Consider the following 20620-nt stretch of genomic DNA (forward strand, 5'->3'; position numbering starts at 1 on the left):
TGGATGAACGGCGTCAGACCCGCCGGACAAACAATTAAGAGGTCATGATGAGTACTGAAATTAAAACTCAGGTCGTGGTACTTGGGGCAGGTCCAGCAGGGTACTCTGCTGCTTTTCGTTGCGCGGATTTAGGTTTAGAAACCATTCTGGTTGAGCGCTACTCCACGCTCGGTGGTGTTTGCCTGAATGTGGGTTGTATCCCTTCCAAGGCGTTGTTGCACGTCGCTAAAGTGATCGAAGAGGCCAAAGCACTGGCTGAGCACGGTATCGTTTTTGGCGAGCCTAAAACTGACATTGATAAAGTACGTGTTTGGAAAGAGAAAGTTATCAATCAGTTAACCGGTGGTTTGGCAGGTATGGCTAAAGGCCGTAAAGTCAAAGTGGTAAACGGTTTTGGTAAATTTACGGGTGCAAACACCTTAGTGGTTGAAGGCGAAAATGGCCCAACGACTATCACCTTCGATAACGCCATTATCGCTGCGGGTTCTCGTCCAATCCAACTGCCATTCATTCCTCATGAAGACCCACGTGTTTGGGACTCAACCGACGCACTGGCACTGAAAACAGTTCCTGAACGTCTGTTGGTGATGGGCGGCGGTATCATCGGTCTGGAAATGGGCACCGTTTACCACGCGCTCGGCTCTAAAATTGACGTCGTCGAAATGGCCGACCAGGTTATCCCAGCGGCTGATAAAGACGTGGTGAAAGTCTTCACCAAACGTATCAGCAAGCAGTTCAACCTGATGTTGGAAACCAAAGTGACGGCGGTAGAAGCCAAAGAAGATGGTATCTACGTCACGATGGAAGGTAAAAAAGCGCCGGCAGAACCACAACGTTATGATGCGGTGCTGGTGGCTATTGGCCGTGTACCTAATGGTAAGTTGCTGGATGCCGGTCAAGCTGGCGTTGAAGTTGATGAACGTGGCTTTATCCACGTGGATAAGCAACTGCGTAGTAACGTGCCACACATCTTTGCTATCGGTGACATCGTGGGTCAGCCAATGCTGGCACATAAAGGTGTTCACGAGGGCCATGTTGCCGCGGAAGTTATCGCTGGCATGAAACATTACTTCGACCCGAAAGTGATCCCATCTATTGCCTACACTGAACCAGAAGTCGCATGGGTTGGTTTGACTGAGAAAGAAGCAAAAGAGAAAGGCATCAGCTACGAAACCTCCACCTTCCCGTGGGCGGCATCGGGCCGTGCTATCGCTTCTGATTGTGCCGACGGCATGACCAAACTGATCTTCGACAAAGAGACTCACCGTATCATTGGTGGTGCCATTGTCGGGACTAACGGCGGCGAGCTGTTAGGTGAAATTGGTCTGGCAATTGAGATGGGTTGTGATGCGGAAGATATCGCGCTGACCATCCATGCTCACCCAACACTGCATGAGTCTGTTGGTCTGGCGGCGGAAATCTACGAAGGTAGCATTACCGACCTGCCTAACCCGAAAGCGAAAAAGAGATAAGTTCTTTTTGCAAAAGCAGAATTTTCCACTGTAGAAGTTTGCCGATGTGAAAATTTGTTGCGGTAAAAAGTTGAAGCGGCTCCTTGGTAGGGGCCGTTTTTTTGCTTAAAAGTTATCAGTTAGGCGCTTTTATAGGTCAAGATAGTGTCCCGCCCGTAACTGACTGGGGGAGATATTAAATGTGCGACGCAGCGCCGTGGCAAAATTGGCCGGGCTGGTGTATCCCGCAATAGTCGCCGCCTGGTCAATACTGACCCCCTCTTTTTTCAATGCCAGCATGGCGCGTTTCAAGCGGCAATGGCGTAGATACTCAAACACCGTGACCTGATAACTCTCACGAAAGCGCCGCTGCAAGGTGCTGGGGCTCATATTAATCGATTGAGCTAACTGGCTCATTGATAGATGATCAGCCTCACCACTCTCCAGCCAGTCGCGGACTTGCTGAATCCGATTTAACCCGCGTAACACCACTTTATTCTGTTGCTGGGCTTGTTGCTCCAGTGAGCTAAAAGCTTCAATAATCAACCCGATGCATTGGGTTTCACAGCGCATACGCGCCAGCGGTGTGGTGTAAGGGGGAGTACTGGCAATTTGCTGGGCGATGGCTCGAGCCTGCACTGATGGCTGCCATAAATGAATCGCCAGATGCTGCTGCGTAAAGTTGTACAGCGTATCCCATGCGCCATCTTGCGGCAGTAAATCGCCATACAGCCACTCGCGGTCAAAGGTCAGTGTTAGCGTGCGCTCATGGCTATTATTTTTGCCGTGGCGGGTAAAGAGGGTGCTTTCGGTGAGTGAAACCAGTGATGCATCGCCTTTTTCCTGCAAATGCAGTTGCTTACCACCAAAAGAGATATGTGCGCTGCCATTGACCACAATCGCCAATTTTAGTGCCGGATTGAGCTGGTTTTGTGTCTTGATATCGTAGAGATTGGTGACGTTCGCGGTATGTAAAATCAGATGTGGATTGAGGCGCAATACCTGAAAATCACCAAATAGCACCGGGTCAGTGGGCAGTGACTTCGTACCGCTCAACTGGTAGTCGCTGGCGACCAAATTGGATTGCTGCACAATTTGGTCACGATAAATTGGTTTAGATGAGGGAGAGACATTGCGTAACTTGTTTTTCTTCACCGCCGACATGATGGCTCTCCACTGACATTGACGTTATGACTCAATTGACCTGATGGCAACATTGACTCTACAACAAACAGCTTTGCCGTTTAAGCAAACCTTTTCTTTGGTGGCAAATGTAACAATTAGCAGTATGAATTGATAATGAAAATAATTATCAATCTTGTTCGTTTTTGTTGCCCTGTGAATAGATTGGTAGAGATTTTCCTCTGCTGACATTTGCTGTGGGCTTTTGCATCGGGGAAAGTTTAATGAACGTAAAATGGCAACGGCGCTCTCTGACGACCTTAGCGAGTCTGATCAGCATCTGTCTCTCAACACCGCTCTGGGCGGCCAGTCAAGCCGCTTCTGACACCACGACGACCCAACCACAGGAAACCACTGCCGCTGAAAATAGGGCTACCACTGGCGATACACTGGTGGTTACCGCGCAGCAGCAAGTTCGCCAGGCACTGGGTGCCTCAACTATCACCGCAGAAGATATCCGCAAGCGCCCTCCGGCGAATGATCTGTCCGAAATTATCCGTACCATGCCCGGTGTAAATCTCTCCGGTAACTCTGCCAGCGGTCAACGCGGGAACAACCGTCAGATCGATATTCGTGGCATGGGGCCGGAAAACACCCTGATTATGGTTGATGGTCGGCCGGTTTCAAGCCGAAACGCGGTACGTTATGGCTGGCGTGGCGAACGTGATACCCGTGGTGATACCAACTGGGTTCCTGCAAATATGGTCGAGAAAATCGAAGTGTTACGTGGGCCGTCAGCAGCACGTTACGGCAACGGTGCTGCCGGTGGCGTGGTGAATATCATCACTAAACAGCCAGATAAAGAGCTACATGGTAGCTGGAACGCCTACATGAATGTGCCGCAGCACAGTGAAGAGGGAGCGACTCGTCGTACCGACTTCAGCCTGATGGGGCCATTAAGTGACACCCTCAGCTTCCGTTTATACGGCGGCTACAATAAGACTGATGCGGATGACTGGAATATCAACCAGGGCCATGAATCGGCGCGAACAGGCAATCAAGTTGGCACCTTACCGGCGGGCCGTGAAGGGGTGCGCAATAAAGATATCAATGGATTATTGCGCTGGGACTTCGCCAAAGGCCAATCACTGGAGTTCGAGGCGGGTTATAGCCGCCAGGGGAACATCTACGCCGGTGATACCCAAAATACCAACAGTAATGCCATTGTTCGCAGTTTATACGGCGCTGAAACTAACCGCATGTACCGCGAGAATTTCGCGGTAACCCATCGTGGTTTTTGGGATAATGGCGTTAGCTCAACCTCTTATGTTCAGTATGAGGAGACACGTAACTCACGAATTAATGAGGGGCTGGCTGGCGGTACGGAAGGTATATTCTCCAATAATAATTTCAAAACCATTAAACTTGAGAACTATCTTGCTCACTCTGAAGTTAACCTGCCATTCGAATTGGGTGTCAATCAGGTGTTGACGGTGGGGGCGGAGTGGAATGATCAGAAAATGAATGATCCTAGCTCCAATACCCAAACCACCACTGAGGGCGGCAGTGTCAGCGGCCTGACCGGAACCGGGCGCAATACCCGCAGTTCTGCGCAGATAGCCTCGCTGTTTGTGGAAGATAATATCGAGTTGACTGATACCACGATGCTCACCCCAGCGCTGCGTTTTGATCATCACAGCACCGCAGGTAGTAACTGGAGCCCAGGGCTGAACCTGTCCCAGGAACTGGGTGATTACTTCACCATGAAAATGGGGATTGCCCGCTCCTATAAAGCACCAAACCTGTACCAAACTAACCCTAACTACTTGTTATATAGCCGTGGTCAGGGCTGCTATGGTGGTGGCGGTAGCTGCTATCTGATGGGGAATGATTCACTCTCAGCGGAAACCAGCGTCAACAAAGAGATTGGATTTGAGTTCCATAACAATGACGGCATTATTGCCGGTGTCACTTACTTCCGTAATGACTATCGCAATAAAATTGAACCGGGTCTGGTCTCTTTGGGCACCGCCAGTGGCGGGACAGGTACTTATGCTAACTCCGATATTTTCCAGTGGGAAAATGTGCCTAAGGCGTTGGTTGAAGGGTTGGAAGGTAACCTGACCGTGCCAGTGAGCGAAACGGTGCAATGGAGCAGCAATCTGACCTATATGCTCGAATCGAAGAACAAAACCACTGGCGATTACTTATCGATCACCCCGGAGTTTACCCTGAATAGCTCACTGAGCTGGCAGGCAACAGAGGATCTATCGCTGCTCTCAACCGTGACCTGGTATGGCCGCCAAAAACCGAAGAAATATGATTATCAGGGGCTGCCCGTCACCGGAACAGCACTTAATGAAGTCAGCCCATACGCCATCTTTGGTTTGAGTGGTAGCTACACTGTGACCAAAAATGTCAGCGTGACCACCGGTATTGAAAACCTGTTCGATAAACGCCAGTTCCGTGCGGGTAATGCCCAGAGTGTCGCGGGTATCGCCGGGGCAGGGGCCGCAACCTACAATGAACCGGGGCGGACATTCTTTGTTAGCTTGAATACCCAGTTCTAATACCCATACCGCTTCAATAACAGAAACAGAGGTTATTGACAAAGTGCCGGTTGCGGAGAGAACAGCTAGATCGTAAAGACGCCGTCAATCCGTCCCTGGAGGCTTGATCCGCGCCATCCCTGGCGCGGACGCTTTACTCTTCTACCCGTCCTCTCCGTTCCAGATCGCGTCATCGGGGTTTGTCAGCAGTCTGAGAAACAGTCGTTATCGGCTGTTTCTGCCTCATTTTGCACCACAATATTTTCCATTCGTCACTCCTCGCCCTAAAAGTCATACCAAAAGCACGAGATGCTCAGAGAGAGATGGTATCCATTCATTGATTGTGGGATAAATGCGAGGGCGGTTTTTGCGGATATTGCTCTACCGCAAGGGGCTAACTGAGAGCGGTTATCAATAGCTCAGGTGAATGCTCTGCGCACAACGATTCAGCAAAAATTTAATGTTGCTTTTATGTGAACGAATTAACACTGAGTTCAAATACTGATATGCTGGCTGAGCGAAACTAGGCGTCTTACCTTATACCTACTGCCTCAGTGATGATGGCTGGTGGCAACAGATAGCCTGGCAAAATAAATGACAATAAGAGCGAGGAGAGAGTCGTGCTAGAAGAATACCGTAAGCACGTAGCCGAGCGTGCTGCTGAGGGTATCGTCCCCAAGCCATTAGATGCATCACAAATGGCCGCGCTGGTTGAATCATTAAAAAATCCGCCTGCGGGCGAAGAAGAGTTCCTGCTAGACCTGCTGATTAACCGCGTACCGCCCGGTGTTGATGAAGCAGCCTACGTTAAAGCGGGCTTTCTGGCTGCCATCGCCAAAGGCGATGCCCACTCCCCCCTGATTAATGCTGAAAAAGCGATTGAACTGCTTGGCACCATGCAAGGCGGTTATAATATTCACCCACTGATTGATGCGTTAGATAATGAAAAGCTGGCTCCCATTGCCGGTAAAGCGCTATCTCACACCTTGCTGATGTTTGATAACTTCTACGACGTGGAAGAGAAAGCCAAAGCTGGCAACCCGCACGCCAAGAAAGTGATGCAATCCTGGGCTGATGCCGAATGGTATCTCTCTCGCCCTGCACTGGCAGAGAAAATCACTGTTACCGTGTTTAAAGTGACCGGTGAGACCAACACTGATGACTTATCTCCGGCCCCTGATGCCTGGTCACGCCCGGATATTCCGCTACATGCGCTGGCGATGCTGAAAAATGCCCGCGAAGGCATTCATCCAGATAAACCGGGTAGCGTTGGCCCGATCAAGCAGATCGAAGAGCTGAACAAAATAGGCTTCCCACTGGCTTACGTCGGTGATGTGGTCGGTACTGGTTCTTCCCGTAAATCCGCCACTAACTCCGTGCTGTGGTTTATGGGTGACGACATCCCTTACGTGCCGAATAAGCGCGGCGGTGGTGTGGTACTGGGCAGCAAAATTGCCCCTATCTTCTTTAATACCATGGAAGATGCCGGCGCACTGCCAATCGAAGTGGATGTTGCCAATCTGAACATGGGAGACGTGATTGATATCTTCCCATATCTGGGCGAAGTTCGTCGCCATGATACCGGTGAGATCTTAGCCACTTTTGAGCTGAAAACTGATGTGCTGCTGGATGAAGTCCGTGCCGGTGGGCGTATTCCGCTGATCGTTGGTCGTGGCTTGACCACCAAAGCCCGCGAATCACTGGGTCTGCCCGTGAGCGAAGTGTTCCGTGTGGCGAAGCCGGTTGCCAAAAGCAACAAAGGCTTCTCATTGGCGCAGAAAATGGTCGGTCGCGCTTGCGGCGTGACTGGCGTGCGCCCGGGTGAATACTGCGAACCTAAAATGACCTCGGTCGGTTCACAAGATACCACCGGCCCGATGACCCGTGACGAGCTGAAAGACTTGGCGTGTCTGGGCTTCTCGGCTGATTTGGTGATGCAGTCATTCTGTCATACGGCGGCTTATCCTAAGCCGGTTGACGTGACCACCCACCACACACTGCCTGACTTCATTATGAACCGTGGCGGTGTCTCGCTGCGCCCGGGTGATGGCATTATCCACTCATGGCTGAACCGTATGCTGTTGCCGGATACTGTTGGTACTGGTGGTGACTCCCATACTCGTTTCCCGATTGGTATCTCCTTCCCTGCGGGTTCTGGTCTGGTGGCTTTTGCAGCCGCAACAGGCGTGATGCCTCTAGACATGCCTGAGTCGGTGCTGGTGCGCTTTAAAGGCCAAATGCAACCGGGTATCACTCTGCGTGATCTGGTCCATGCTATCCCTTACTACGCCATTCAGGAAGGGCTGCTGACGGTTGAGAAGCAGGGCAAGAAGAATATCTTCTCTGGCCGAATTCTGGAGATCGAAGGTCTGCCAGAGCTGAAAGTAGAGCAAGCATTCGAACTGGCTGACGCCTCTGCGGAACGCTCTGCGGCGGGTTGTACTATCAAGCTGGATAAAGCGCCGATTACAGAATATCTGCAATCCAACGTGGTGCTGCTGAAGTGGATGATTGCTGAAGGCTACGGCGACCGCCGCACGCTGGAGCGCCGCATCAATGGCATGGAGAGTTGGTTGGCGAACCCGAATCTGCTGGAAGGTGATGCCGATGCAGAGTACGCCGCAGTGATCGAGATCGATCTGGCTGGTATCACCCAACCGATTCTGTGTGCGCCAAACGATCCCGATGATGCCCGCCTGTTATCTGATGTGGCCAACAGCAAAATCGATGAAGTCTTTATCGGCTCTTGCATGACCAACATTGGTCACTTCCGTGCTGCGGGCAAGTTGCTGGGGCAACATAAAGGTCAACTGCCAACCCGCTTATGGGTTGCACCGCCAACTAAAATGGATGCCGCGCAACTGACGGAAGAGGGCTACTACAGCATCTTTGGTAACAGTGGGGCGCGCATTGAGATCCCCGGCTGTTCACTGTGCATGGGCAACCAGGCGCGGGTAGCTGACGGCGCGACTGTGGTTTCTACCTCAACTCGTAACTTCCCGAACCGCTTGGGAACCGGGGCGAATGTTTATCTGGCCTCGGCTGAACTGGCCGCGATAGCCTCGCTGCTTGGGCGTCTGCCGACACCGGATGAATATCAAACGTATATGGCTCAGGTTGATAAGACCGCTGAGGATACCTATCGCTATCTGAACTTTGATCAGTTGAGCCAATACACGGAAAAAGCTGACGGCGTGATCTTCCAAACCGCGGTGTAAGCCGCTATATTTCGCACCAGCTAAACAAACGGGGGGCCATTGGCCTCCCGTTTCTATTTTAAAAACCACGTTCGATTGAAATTCTGCCGCTATTTACCGGCTTTGCGAACTTGCGCCAAGTGAGGCTGCTAATAAGGTTTAAACTAATAATATGCCCTTCTTACTTGAGGCCATGGCGGTGCTGGCGTCTCAATGATTTTGGGGGTATTAACATCAGGAGGGCGTGCTATGGACTATGAATTCTTGCGTGATTTAACCGGGCAAGTGCTGGTTAGATTCTCCATGGGGCATGAAGTGATTGGCCACTGGCTCAATGAAGAGATCAAAGGCGATTTAGCAAAACTGGATCAAATCGAAGCTGCTGCCATTGAAGTGAAAGGCAGTGAGCGCCAGTGGCAACTGACTGGTCATGAATACACCTTGTGGCTGGATGGCGAAGAGGTGATGGTGCGGGCCAATCAGCTGGATCTCGACGGCGATGAGATGGAGGAGGGGATGAATTACTACGATGAGGAGAGTCTTTGCCTGTGTGGCTTAGAGGATTTTCTCCTGGTCTTGAAGGGTTATCGCGATTTCATCATGTCGAAATAGCCGTGCGGCTGGCAGACCAGCATAGCAGCGAACCGACTACCACCATGGCAACCCCCGGCCAGAATGCGGCCGACGGCAGGGTATTGAGCCACAAGCTGGCAATCAGTATCGATAATAGCGGTGTGAAGTAAGAGAGGGCAGCGACCAGTGTGGCGTTGCCTCTCTTCATGGCGATATCCCAGCACACATAGGCCAGCGCAGTGTTTGCCCCCATCAGCAGCAGCTCAAAAGTGGCACGCTGAGTAAAATGCAACTTGCCGGGTGTCAGCATAAAGAACATCAACCACAAACAGAGCGCGCAGGCGAGTAAAAACAGCGGCAGCGCCCCCGGCCCTCGGCTATACAGCCGCACCAAATTGGAGTAAGCCGCCCAGGTAAATGCGGCGATCAGCGCCAGACTATAGGCCAGTGGGTTACTACTGACATTGGCGCTAACGGTTTTAATATCCAGCCCATCTCCACCACTGACCACCCAGATAACGCCGAATAGCGCCAGGGCGGCCCCCAGCCAGAGCCACCAACGCGCGCGAAGTTTGAGTAGCGGCACCGCTAACAGTAGCGTCAAACTGGGCCACAAATAGTTGATCAGGCCAATCTCCAGTGTCTGCTGACGATCATTGGCCATGCCAATCGCCAGCGCGAACGCCACCATATAGATCACAAACAGCGCACCACAGCCATACAGATACGCGGGATGTTGCCCGCGCAAAGTCGGTTTACCCGCCACCAACCACACCAAAACCCCACTGACAGTGTAAATGGCGGCACCGGCGCCAAATGGCCCCAGAGTTTCAGCTAGCCCGCGCGTCAAAGCGACACTCATGCTCCAAAGTAAAATCGCAATAATGCCATACAGGGTAGGGAGGCGGTTCATGGGCGGGGCAGCTTCCTTGTGCAACGTCAGACGAAAAATAGGATCTTCTTATACATCGTCAATCAGGATGATGGGAATAGCCAGAGATCAATTATTAGCAAGTTATCCCTTTTGCTCTGCTCACTCTAGCGAGTGAGCAATATTTTTTGGTGGGATGCTAATGATAATTAGTCGAAATAATAAGCAGTTGAAACAGCAAATCAGCCAAACCACCATAAGATTTTCCCCCTAAATTGCGTAGGTTAATAAGTGAGATGTTCTCTGGCTAACTTGTCGTTTAACTGTCAGATAGCAAGTTTGCTGCTAACCCTGTACCACACCAGGAAGGTAATTTTATGGAAGAATTTGCTTGTCGATCTAGACGTATAGCCAGCTGGCTACTGATTTATCTTACCGCACTAGAGCCGCTTCACCCGGCCATTGCTGCTCAGCAACAAGAGATCCCACCAGTGGTGAATATCCATGCGCCCAATGCGAATGGGATCTCCCATAACCTCTATGACGACTTTAGTATTAACGCCTCTGGTGGGGTATTGAATAACGCCACCGAGGCGGGGCAATCAGTGCTAGCCGGGGAGTTAGCCGCTAATCCCAAATTTAATGGCAACAGTGCGAAATTAATTATCAATGAGGTCGTCAGCAGCAAGCCCTCAAATCTGGCCGGCAAGCTGGAGATCTTTGGTCAAAAAGCTGATCTGCTCATTGCCAATCCTAATGGTTTGACCTGTGATGGCTGCAGTTTTATTAATGCCCGCCACATTATATTAAGCGGTGGTAGCACCTCACTGGATAAGCTATTGGCTGATGTTTACAACAGGGCACAGATAGTTAATATTAATGCGCCTAATGCAAATGGGATCTCCCATAACCGCTATCGCGACTTCAGTATTAACGCCTATGGTGGGGTATTGAATAACGCCACCGAGGCAGGTCAATCAGTGTTGGCAGGTAAGTTGGCGGCCAATCACAAATTTAATGGCAACAGTGCGAAATTAATTATCAATGAGGTCGTCAGCAACGATCCATCAACTCTGGCCGGCAAGCTGGAGATCTTTGGTCAGAAAGCTGATCTGCTCATTGCCAATCCCAATGGTTTGACCTGTGATGGCTGCAGTTTTATTAATGCCAGCGGCGTTACTTTAACCACCGGGACTCCTATTTTTAACTCGCAGGGTGAACTGGAACGGCTGAATGTTGCGGGCGGCGCTATTACCGTGGGTGAGAAAGGATTCAATGGTCAATCCTATGATTATACCCAATTTATTAGCCGTACCCTAACCCTTGAAGGTGAAGCCCACGCCAGTCACCTTGATATAATTTTGGGTGTTAATCAGGTTGACTACCAAAATGGTCATATTCAGTCCGCGCAACCAGGCGAAGCGGCACCGGTACTGGCGCTGGATACCAAAGAGCTTGGCGGCATGTACGCCAACCGTATCCGGTTGGTTGCGACGGAAAAAGGGGCTGATCTCAATGCTAAAAATATCACCAGCCATCAGGGGAATATTTCACTTGATGCAGCCGGTAATATTACTTTCGGCAATGTCACGGCCAAAAAAGATCTCAATGTTATCGGCCAAAATACCACTGTCACAGTGGGCAGTACATTACACAGTGGGCGCGATATTACCTTAGCGAATGCTGAACTTAATAATTTTGGTCAGGTGAAAGCCGATCGTGATATGCGGTTGTTCAGTGATCAGGTGCGTAATACCGGATCATCGGCGAAACTGTATGCTAATAACCAGATGTGGATACAAAAAGATGCTGAAGGGAATAAAAATGCACTAGTTGAAAATAAGTCCGGCAGCATCAAAACCGGTACTGGTGATTTAATTATTCGCACGGATAAACTGGAGAATACTCGCCAGATCTTTAATGCAGATTGGGAGGGATTAACGCCCGATTCGACCAGTGCTAACGTTTATGACAATGAGGATTATCGTTATCACCCAGTCATAAAAACAGTCAACTTGTCTGAAGATCAACTCCCCTATGACTTCCCGAGAAAATGGTTTGGCACGACAGACTTTAGAGTTATTCATAAATTAGCACAATGGAGCTTATATAAAGTTAATACCGAGAAAAGCCTGTATCAAGTCACTGCCGAGGCACCCGCTGCCACCCTCTATTCAGGAGGGAACCTGTATATTAATGCCAGCCAGTTAGCCAATAAAGTAAGCAATATCGGTGCAGACAAAGATATCTTCCTTACTGGAGATAACTTCTTAAATAGCAGCCACAGCAGTTGGATAAAGGATGAGTTTATTGATTATGAGGTGCAAGGAGGCATGCATAATCGAGATAGGGCCATGGAGCATGAATGGTATACCGTATGGACTGAAGCTGAGAAATATCCTGCAGCTATCACTGCTCAGGGGAATGTCGTGCTGGATTTTAATAACCAGATCCATTTAGATGCGGGTTGGCCGAAAAACGAAGAAGACTCTGATATCAGCTTTTGGTTAAAACAACAGACACAACCTATCTTGCACGGTAATAATATCCTGCTACATGGTAATCGCATCATCAGTAATGACCTGATACATGCACGGGGTGATCTCACCTTTATTGCTGAGGATACGATTGATTTAAATAGCAGCACGCTGCGAGGTAGAGATATCTCTCTTACCGCACTTAATGATATTAATGTGATAAACAGTGAGGTTGCCGGGCGAGATATTTTGGTATCTAGTCGACAAGGTCATATTGAGTTCAAGCCGATAGATGATATCCCGCACTATTTTCAACCTGATTACCAGCGGGTCATTAGCCAGATTAATGCCCGCGGTGATTTTACCGCGATTGCCGGTAAAAATATTAATCTAACGGATACCTTACTGCATCCCGCCCGTAATATTAGCCTGTTGGCCAATCAGGATGTCAATATAGTTCACACTGATAGCCTGATAACATTAGCTCTTTTAAGTAAGATTTTTACCCGAGCAGAAAATATAGAGCTGTTTAATAAATTATTCTCTTTGCCCGGCCAGTTAAAAAGTCACGGAAATATGACTTTTAATGCCGGCAATAACCTGTCGCTGCGAGGCGTCACTCTGGATGCGGGGCAAGATGTTAATCTTCATGCTGCCCGCGACATTAATCTGTCACCACGCAATATCCCGTGGATGGCTACATTACTATCAGAGAAACACAAGACAATAGATAGTATATTCTACCCACATGATGATATTTCCTTGGCTTTCTCCGTTTCACATATACCTGAACTGAATGCTCAGATTAATGCCAACGGCAATATCTTAATCAATGCTGGCCGCGATATTTTGGCTCAAGCCAGCACTATCACGGCGGATAAGAATATCACCTTGCTGGCAGGTCAGAATATCCAACTGCCCGCCTTACCTTATCCGGCGGTGACGCCACGTCAGGATCGCCAGATGGTCACCCGCGTACAGGCGGGGGAAAACCTTAGCGCAGCAGCCAATAGCCAGCTCCTTGGCTACGGCGCAGAACTCTTTTCTGGCGGTGACATGACCCTCACGTCGGGCGGCAATATGCGCTTTGAGTCACTGCTCAACGAAGAGCATCATGGCGGCGGCGATAATTTCAGCTATCGAAAGCTCCAGCAACCGACGCAACTGAACAGCGGCGGTGTGCTGACACTGATTTCAAACGGCAGTATTCTGTTTCAGGCCACCCAACTGGCCGCTAAAAGCCTGATGGATATCGCCGCTGAAGGGGGCTACTTATTTGCTCAGGCAATGGAAGAGACCAGCCATGCCGAAGAGCGCTGGACCACCCGCAGATGGTATGGGCGGAAAAAGTCGCACCATAATGTCAGCCACTCCAGCATCAATAAAGTCACAGAATTCACTGCTGGCGGTGATATCAGTCTGTTAAGCCGCGATGACAGCACCTATCAGGCCAGTAAAATCGCGGCGGGGCAGAATGCCAAACTCACCAGCACCCACGGCAAAGTGATTTTCGAGGCGGTTAAAGATAGCGCGTTTGAACAAAAAACCACGCTGGCAAAGGGTTTTTACATCAAGCAGACCGATAGCGGCTATCAGCAGGGCAAGTGGGTGTTGCCGACGATTCATACCGGCGGTGAATTAACGGTCAATGCCGCGCAGGGTATCAGTGCCGATGTGAAGGCAAAAAATAGCCAATCTATTCAGGCGGCGATTAACGCACTGGCAGTGATCCCCGGTAATGAATGGTTAAAAGACCTGCATCTGCGGGATGATGTGCAGTGGCAAAAAGTGATGGATGCCTATCACAGTTGGGATCACCAAAGCGAGCGCCTGAACCCGGTGGTGGCTGCAGTAATAGGCATTGGCGTGGCTGTCGCCACTGCTGGGTCGGGGCTGGTCGCCACCGCCAATAGTGCGGTGGGCGGCGGTGTCGCGGGCGGCGCAGTGACTGGGGGGATCTCCGCACTGGCATCGCAGGCGGCGGTCTCTCTGGTGGATAATCAAGGGGATATCTCCAAAACCTTCAAAGATCTGGGCAGCAAATCCTCAGTAAAATCATTGGTCACCTCAATGGCAATTGGGGGCGCATTGAGTGGATTTGATGTGCTGATGGGCTGGGAGGCTGCCGCCGAGGGGGCGAGTGCTGCCAAATTACCGCGCTTGAGTGACGGCGACTGGAGCAAAGTTGCCCAGCGAGTCGCAGGTCAATCTCTGCTCAGTTCCAGCCTCAATACCGGCATCAACGGGGGTAGTTTTAAAGATAATCTGACCCTCGCGCTCCTCGCCAATCTCGGCGGGCAGTTACATGCCGAAGGGGCCAATTTGATTGGTAATAACGGCGCAGTTTTGGGCGCACCCGGCAAAGCGATCAGCCATGCCATTATGGCCGGGATCGCCGCTGAAATCGGCGGCGGCAGTGCCAAAGGTGCCGCGGCAGGCGCACTGGCAGCTGAGCTGGCCGGAGTGGTGATGGGTGATAATATCATCGGCCCACAGGAGTGGCAGGAGCGGCAAGCGCAACTCAGCCGTATCGCGGGCGCTGTTGCCGGGGCGTTAGTCACCGGAAGAGCAGAGGGAGCCTACAGTGGTGCGAATGCTGCCGAATTGGTCGAGCGGTTTAACCGCCAATTACATCTGGCGGAAGTCAAGGCTGTTAACGAGCTGGCGCAAGGTAACCACGTTAAACAAGAGCGCTTTCTGGCTGCATCCTGTAGACAAGTCAATTGTACTGCACAAGAGTCATTAAATTCTGCTGAGCGAGCACGGGCTGAGACGTTAATGGCGAGGTATCCTGATACGGCAGAAGAAGATGGTATTTTAACCCGCTATTGGATACAAAAAGAAAAACAACGTTTTGGCCATTACCCTGCTTTTACTGGTGTTGAACAGATACAATTATTTACCTACACTGAGACAGATAAGCTTTCTGATAGTCAGCTTTTCGCCAAAAATCAGTGGGTTGAAAATGCCAGTAATATCACGGGCTGGTCTAAAGGGACAATAGAAGCCCTTGGGTTGTCGATATCTTTGGCGGGGGTAGTGCAGGGGAAAGGCGGAGCAGCTAAAGCTATGACCCCTACTAGTAATTGGGGGGATTTTCTTCGCACTGAGAAGGTAATTCAGCAGTCAGCAGTAATGAAACAGCAAATTATTGACATCAGAGCCAGTTTACCTTCTGGCTTAAAGCGAGAAGGTAATGTTGCCGTTGCTCACGTTAATATTGATGGCTTACCTCTCCGAGTATCAGCCCACAGCCGAATTGATACGCCAACTCTTTCACAGGTAGCTCAAGGCATTGTGGGTAAAAGCAGTGGGATATTTTCTACTCAAACCTTGCCAAGTAAAACAGGGGCAATGATTCCCAGAGCTACAGACTCAGAAGCAAAAATTTTAGACAGTATCGCTAAACAACTTGGAAACAAAACGACTACCACTGGGACTGTAAATATCTTCACTGAACGTCCTGCATGTGTAAGTTGTCTTGGTGTTGTCGAGCAATTCAAAGCTAAATATCCAAATATTCAGGTGAACGTCTTAGATAACAATGGGGTTGTATTAAGACCTCTGAGGAAAAACTGATGGAAAATAGAGTTGTATACTCGGAAATAAAAACATGGTTGTTAGAATCCTTTTTTAACAGTTGTAGGGACCGCAGAGGCAATAAAGATGGCTGGACACATGAATCAATAGTTGCTGATATTTATGATGGGTATACCTCAAGCTTTGATTATCCTATTGAATATCTGATGCTTGAGGTGGTAGCACTAGTACTAGTTGGTGGCTGGTATCCATCTCAGGTTGAATTCCATCAAAATAAGATCGCTAAGTTATTAACAGAAAATAGCTTTGATAATTTGTTATCTACAGTTCCAGATGATGAGGCTGAAGAACTGAAGCTCGATATGAGAATATTAAAACTTATATAATCAAGGTCTTTCCTAACCCAGCAGACGTCACCATTTCATGGTGGCGGCTGCTCATGACCAAATCTTAAAACTCGTGAAAGTATCATCATACTCTAGCGGGTCAATCCATCATTAGCGCCAGCCTGAACACCGCCATTAATGGTGGCAGCTTTAAAGATAATCTGGCCACGGCATTACTAACCAGTGTGGGGTCTCAGTTGCATGCTGAGGGCGCTAATTTAATCGGCAATAATGGCGAAGTATTAGGCGTGTCGGGCAAAGCCTTGAGCCATGCGCTGGTTGCTGGCGTTGCGGCTGAAATCGGTGGTGGTAATGCGAAAGGTGCCGCCGCCGGCGCACTGGCCGCCGAGCTGGCCGCCGAGCTGGCCGGAGTGGTGATGGGCGAGAATATCATCGGCCTACAGGAGTGGCAGGCTAAATCCGAGCGTCAGGCCCAGTTAACCCGCTTCTTCGGTGGCGTGGTGGGGGCGGTCTTTACCGGCAAAGCAGAAGGCGCGTACAGCGGAGCCAGCGCTGCCGAAACGGCATTTCGTTATAATTACCTTAGCCACCATCAACAAAAACTGATGGAAGCTGAAATGGCGGCTGCCAAAACGCTGGCAGATAAGGGGAGAGTCTTTATTGACTGGGGGCTGACCAGCGCGACCCAGGATGGCGCTTTTGCCGCCGGGATTGTCGCCAGTGTGCCAGAGGGGCTTTATGACAGTGCCGTTGAATTGTTGGGGATGCTAAAAGAGCCTCAGCAAGCGATCAGCGCATTGAGAGCGCTGATTAACAGCGATGATGTTATTGGCACGGTGGCGCAGAGTGTCAAGCAAGGCTGGCTGGCGCGGATTAATAGCATGGAGGCGAATTATCAGCGAGCCGGAACCCGTGGCGCCTATGCCTCGGGTGTTGAAGCGGGTAAACTGCTGTTTGAGTTTGGCGGCTACGCGGTGGGTATTGGCGGGTTAGCGAAAAGCGGTGTACGCGTTGCCAGCAGGCAGATAGAGAAGTTTGCGGGGCCAAGGATTGCGACGGTAAGCCGGTCAAAAATTGGTATCCAATGGGGGCAAGGTATCAAGCAACAAGGTATGCCGTGGGAAGATTATGTGGGAACACAACTTCCAGCAGATGCACGGTTGCCACCAAACTTTAAGACGTTTGATTACTATAACCCCATTTCCCGAACTGCCATCAGTGTAAAAACCCTAGATACCACCACTGCGGCCAGAGTGGCGAATCCAGGGCAAATCTACAGTTCGTTGAAAGGAAATATTGATAAGGTCGCGAAGTTTGAAACACATGGGCTTTCTGATGAAATATTAAAATCGTCAATGATCACGAATCGAGAAATACAACTGGCTATCCCAGCACGGACGAATAAAACCCAGTGGATGGAAATCAATCGGGCAATTGAGTACGGGAAAAATCAGGGTGTAAATATCACAGTGACACAGGTGAAATAGTTATGTTCAATAAAGATCAGGATTACTGGATCTCAGTTTTTTCTACTAAAGAATTTTTGTGTATAGATACATATTCTGGACTTGGCAGGGTGCGTAGAGATCCACTTTTTCCCTCCTGCCTATTACCCGCTGATGCAGGTGATAAAAGCATTGGTGACGCTGTTCTGTTTGCATTGTCAAATAGCCGAACATTAACCTCTCTTGAGGAGCGTGTGGCTTTTTTTGATCTTGAAAAAGGCAAAGAGCAATATGCAGCCTGGGTAGCCATGTTAATGGGAAGATTTGGTTATAAAACCAAAAGGGCATTATTCAAGGATATGAAGAGTTGTCATATCCATTGTATTAATGATTGGATCAGGATTTCGCCTACTCATCATGAGAAACTAGAAGCATGGAGTGGTAAAGGAATAAAGGGAGCGGATGATGTGCTTATCTCTGTGGATAGTGAGCCAGAAGAGATAGGTGCCGCGCTGCGATTAGCCATTAGCCGCTGCACGGGTTGATAATTAGAGCTGTTTCATTTCAATCACTTGCCGTCACCATTTCGTGGTGGCGGTGACTCGCGACTAAATCTTAAAACTGGTGAAAATATCATCGGCCCGCAGCAGTGGCAGGTTAAATCCGAGCATCAGGCCAACTAACGATCACGTAATCTTGCCGATCAGTTAACTGATCGGCAATGCGGCTAAAAACCGGATTTTAAAGTCTGATATTACCCGCAACTTATTACACTTCTGGCATGTTGCGGCCATAGTAGATTTCCTGCATTTCTTTGTATAACAGGCGGGTAATACGTTCTCGTTCTTCCGCACTCAGCTCTTCTGGCTTGGCATTAAACAGGTAATGCTTCAAATCGAAATCTTTCAGCATCATCTTGGTATGGAAGATATTTTCCTGATAAACATTCACATCCATCATGTGATAAAGCGACTTCATATCATCTGACATAAAGTTCTGAATCGAGTTAATTTTATGATCAATAAAGTGTTTAACCCCGTTGATATCACGGGTAAATCCGCGCACCCGATAATCCATGGTGACGATGTCGGACTCCAACTGATGGATCAGGTAATTCAGGGCTTTTAGCGGTGAAATTACCCCGCAGGTCGAGACTTCGATATCGGCACGGAAAGTGCATAGCCCCGCTTCAGGGTGACTTTCTGGGTAGGTATGGACGCAGATATGGCTCTTGTCCAAATGCGCAACCACCGCATTTGGCAGCGGGCCGGGGTGCTCTGAGGTATCGACATCACGAGGATCGACCGGCTCTTCGCTGACTAAAATGGTGACACTGGCACCCTGCGGATCGTAATCCTGACGCGCAATATTCAATATATTGGCACCAATGATTGAGCAGGTTTCACTCAAGATCTCGGTCAGGCGGTTGGCGTTGTACTGTTCGTCAATGTAGGCGATATAGCCGTCGCGGTCGTCTGCGGTTTTGGCATAACAAATATCGTAAATACAAAAACTCAGGCTTTTCGTCAGGTTGTTGAAGCCATGTAGTTTAAGCTTGGACAATTTGGTTCCGCTCCTTATGGATTATCAACACGGGCCGTTAAGGCATTCAACAGATATTGTGGCAGTGCGAAGCTGCCGACATGAATGGCTGGGTTATAGTAACGGCAAGTTAGGCCCGCATCGGCAAAACGTTGTTGCAGTGTGGCCTGATCTAACTGACGCAGCGAGGGATTTTGAGTTGCCCAAGCGAACGTCATAATGCCACCGTAATAGGTTGGAATGGCGGCCTGATAAAAACTGACATCGCTAAAATAGTGGCTAAGCTTATTGTGGCTGTCGACCGCTTCATCTTGTTGCAGGAAGCAAACGCCGTTTTGCGCGACAAAAATACCACCGTCGTTCAGGCTACGGGCGCACCCTTGGTAGAAAGCAGAGGTGAACAGGCTTTCTCCTGGGCCGATGGGGTCGGTGCAGTCAGAGATGATGACATCAAATTTTTCCGTGGTTTGATTGACGAAGTTAACACCATCATCAATCACCAATGTGAAGCGGGGATCATCATAGGCACCAGCACTGTGATTCGGTAGATATTGGCGGCAGAACGCCACCACACCCGCGTCAATTTCGACCATGGTAATTTGGTCGATATTTTTATGGCGGCTGACTTCACGCAGCATTGCACCGTCACCACCACCGATGATCAGCACGCTCTTCGCCTGACCGTGGGCCAGTATAGGGACGTGAGTCATCATTTCGTGATAGATAAATTCATCACGCTCGGTGGTTTGCACCACGCCATCTAAGGCCATGACCCGACCCAGCACGGGGTTCTCAAAAATCACCAGATCCTGATGCTCGGTTTTTTCGCGGTACAGGACATTCTCTACTGAAAAGTACTGGCCGAAGTTGGCATGTAATGTTTCATACCATAGTTCTTTCTGTGACATGTTCGGGGCTTCTCCTTCGCAGTAACAGCCATGAAAAATGGGGGGCAACATCATAGCCAACTCTGCCTGAGGTTGCACGGCGGAATTCCAGACTGAAAGGATAAAGGTGGGATCGCTAGTTAGCGTAGGCCAATAAACTTAAAGAGTCACGGGCCAGAGACTTACATTTGGTTGGAACGGGGATGGCAATACCACGTAGGTCTCGATAGCTATCTTCACCTAACGCTTTCATATTAAAACTATTGTAGTTACGCAGGTCCCAGCGATTTTGTTGGGCAAAATAGACGATTGCCCGCTTGATTTCATTATTGGGTAACTCGTTGTACCCACAATCATTTTTTAGATAGACGAATACCGCAGTCAGATCCGCGAGATCTTCTGCTTCAGATTCACTTAATGCAGAGCTGGCAGATGAGAATCCGCACAGAGTAAGCAGCAGCATAACTAACGTTGTTCTTTTCATAGCGGAAATAGGCTTGTTCATTGTTAACAGACGTTATCACACTGTGATGCCCCAATGTAAACAATATTACATTGGGGATGATTCACAGAGTGATTGATTGCACCTTGACCTTCCTGTTAGGGGAGGGTTTATGCT

Annotated in this window: 13 protein-coding genes; 8 read left to right on the forward strand and 5 right to left on the reverse strand. The window is 49.6% G+C overall.

Annotated elements, in window-relative coordinates; all coding sequences use genetic code 11:
• The first annotated feature begins 47 nt into the window (after positions 1-47).
• The gene (gene lpdA, locus HRK25_RS09860; protein ID WP_161598531.1) at positions 48-1472 is read left to right on the forward strand and encodes a dihydrolipoyl dehydrogenase; all 1425 of its coding nucleotides are present in this window, start codon (positions 48-50) and stop codon (positions 1470-1472) included.
• A gap of 129 nt (positions 1473-1601) precedes the next feature.
• Here lpdA and HRK25_RS09865 read toward each other — a convergent pair whose 3' ends face one another.
• The gene (locus HRK25_RS09865; RefSeq protein WP_005275161.1) at positions 1602-2615 is read right to left on the reverse strand and encodes a helix-turn-helix domain-containing protein; all 1014 of its coding nucleotides are present in this window, start codon (positions 2613-2615) and stop codon (positions 1602-1604) included.
• A gap of 242 nt (positions 2616-2857) precedes the next feature.
• On the opposite strand from HRK25_RS09865, the gene HRK25_RS09870 reads away from it, so the two are divergent.
• The 3 genes from HRK25_RS09870 to yacL all read left to right on the forward strand — a co-directional run bounded on the left by HRK25_RS09870 (position 2858) and on the right by yacL (position 8931).
• Entirely contained in the window at positions 2858-5143 is a 2286-nt protein-coding gene (locus HRK25_RS09870; RefSeq protein WP_005275155.1) for a TonB-dependent siderophore receptor, read from the forward strand.
• Between the two features lie 599 nt (positions 5144-5742).
• Positions 5743-8340 carry a bifunctional aconitate hydratase 2/2-methylisocitrate dehydratase gene (gene acnB / locus HRK25_RS09875; RefSeq protein WP_005276559.1) on the forward strand — a complete coding sequence of 866 codons (2598 nt, stop codon included), beginning with the start codon at positions 5743-5745 and terminating at the stop codon, positions 8338-8340.
• 228 nt (positions 8341-8568) lie between these two features.
• Positions 8569-8931: a protein YacL gene (gene yacL, locus HRK25_RS09880; protein WP_032898332.1), complete on the forward strand. Its 363-nt coding sequence runs from the start codon at positions 8569-8571 to the stop codon at positions 8929-8931.
• Here the strand turns inward: yacL and yddG are convergent.
• The gene (gene yddG / locus HRK25_RS09885) at positions 8918-9805 is read right to left on the reverse strand and encodes an aromatic amino acid DMT transporter YddG (protein ID WP_005276557.1); all 888 of its coding nucleotides are present in this window, start codon (positions 9803-9805) and stop codon (positions 8918-8920) included. The genes yacL and yddG overlap by 14 nt on opposite strands.
• 335 nt (positions 9806-10140) lie before the next feature.
• On the opposite strand from yddG, the gene HRK25_RS09890 reads away from it, so the two are divergent.
• The 4 genes from HRK25_RS09890 (at position 10141) to HRK25_RS09905 (ending at position 18117) form a co-directional block, all read left to right on the forward strand.
• Positions 10141-15819, forward strand: a complete 5679-nt coding sequence (locus tag HRK25_RS09890; protein ID WP_005276555.1) for a two-partner secretion domain-containing protein — start codon at positions 10141-10143, stop codon at positions 15817-15819.
• Entirely contained in the window at positions 15819-16166 is a 348-nt protein-coding gene (locus HRK25_RS09895) for a hypothetical protein (protein ID WP_032898331.1), read from the forward strand. The genes HRK25_RS09890 and HRK25_RS09895 overlap by 1 nt, the downstream gene beginning before the upstream one ends.
• A 134-nt stretch (positions 16167-16300) precedes the next feature.
• Positions 16301-17614, forward strand: coding sequence for an endonuclease toxin domain-containing protein (locus HRK25_RS20300; protein WP_276529702.1), 1314 nt, complete (start codon positions 16301-16303; stop codon positions 17612-17614).
• 2 nt (positions 17615-17616) lie between these two features.
• Positions 17617-18117, forward strand: coding sequence for a contact-dependent growth inhibition system immunity protein (locus HRK25_RS09905; protein ID WP_032898330.1), 501 nt, complete (start codon positions 17617-17619; stop codon positions 18115-18117).
• A gap of 223 nt (positions 18118-18340) precedes the next feature.
• Here HRK25_RS09905 and speD read toward each other — a convergent pair whose 3' ends face one another.
• The 3 genes from speD to HRK25_RS09920 form a co-directional block, all read right to left on the reverse strand.
• The gene (gene speD, locus HRK25_RS09910) at positions 18341-19135 is read right to left on the reverse strand and encodes an adenosylmethionine decarboxylase (protein ID WP_005276549.1); all 795 of its coding nucleotides are present in this window, start codon (positions 19133-19135) and stop codon (positions 18341-18343) included.
• Between the two features lie 14 nt (positions 19136-19149).
• Positions 19150-20022 carry a polyamine aminopropyltransferase gene (gene speE, locus HRK25_RS09915; RefSeq protein WP_032898328.1) on the reverse strand — a complete coding sequence of 291 codons (873 nt, stop codon included), beginning with the start codon at positions 20020-20022 and terminating at the stop codon, positions 19150-19152.
• A 115-nt stretch (positions 20023-20137) separates the two neighbouring features.
• Positions 20138-20485 carry a YacC family pilotin-like protein gene (locus HRK25_RS09920; RefSeq protein ID WP_032898327.1) on the reverse strand — a complete coding sequence of 116 codons (348 nt, stop codon included), beginning with the start codon at positions 20483-20485 and terminating at the stop codon, positions 20138-20140.
• Positions 20486-20620: the final 135 nt, after the last annotated feature.

The organism is Yersinia bercovieri ATCC 43970 (assembly GCF_013282745.1).
GTDB lineage: Bacteria > Pseudomonadota > Gammaproteobacteria > Enterobacterales > Enterobacteriaceae > Yersinia > Yersinia bercovieri.

Excerpts from the sequence above, each read along its gene's own strand:
- lpdA (WP_161598531.1), top strand. The coding sequence starts at position 48 with ATGAGTACTGAAATTAAAACTCAGGTCGTGGTACTTGGGGCAGGTCCA.
- HRK25_RS09865 (WP_005275161.1), bottom strand. The coding sequence starts at position 2,615 with ATGTCGGCGGTGAAGAAAAACAAGTTACGCAATGTCTCTCCCTCATCT.
- HRK25_RS09870 (WP_005275155.1), top strand. The coding sequence starts at position 2,858 with ATGAACGTAAAATGGCAACGGCGCTCTCTGACGACCTTAGCGAGTCTG.
- yacL (WP_032898332.1), top strand. The coding sequence starts at position 8,569 with ATGGACTATGAATTCTTGCGTGATTTAACCGGGCAAGTGCTGGTTAGA.
- yddG (WP_005276557.1), bottom strand. The coding sequence starts at position 9,805 with ATGAACCGCCTCCCTACCCTGTATGGCATTATTGCGATTTTACTTTGG.
- HRK25_RS09890 (WP_005276555.1), top strand. The coding sequence starts at position 10,141 with ATGGAAGAATTTGCTTGTCGATCTAGACGTATAGCCAGCTGGCTACTG.
- HRK25_RS09895 (WP_032898331.1), top strand. The coding sequence starts at position 15,819 with ATGGAAAATAGAGTTGTATACTCGGAAATAAAAACATGGTTGTTAGAA.
- HRK25_RS09905 (WP_032898330.1), top strand. The coding sequence starts at position 17,617 with ATGTTCAATAAAGATCAGGATTACTGGATCTCAGTTTTTTCTACTAAA.
- speE (WP_032898328.1), bottom strand. The coding sequence starts at position 20,022 with ATGTCACAGAAAGAACTATGGTATGAAACATTACATGCCAACTTCGGC.
- HRK25_RS09920 (WP_032898327.1), bottom strand. The coding sequence starts at position 20,485 with ATGAAAAGAACAACGTTAGTTATGCTGCTGCTTACTCTGTGCGGATTC.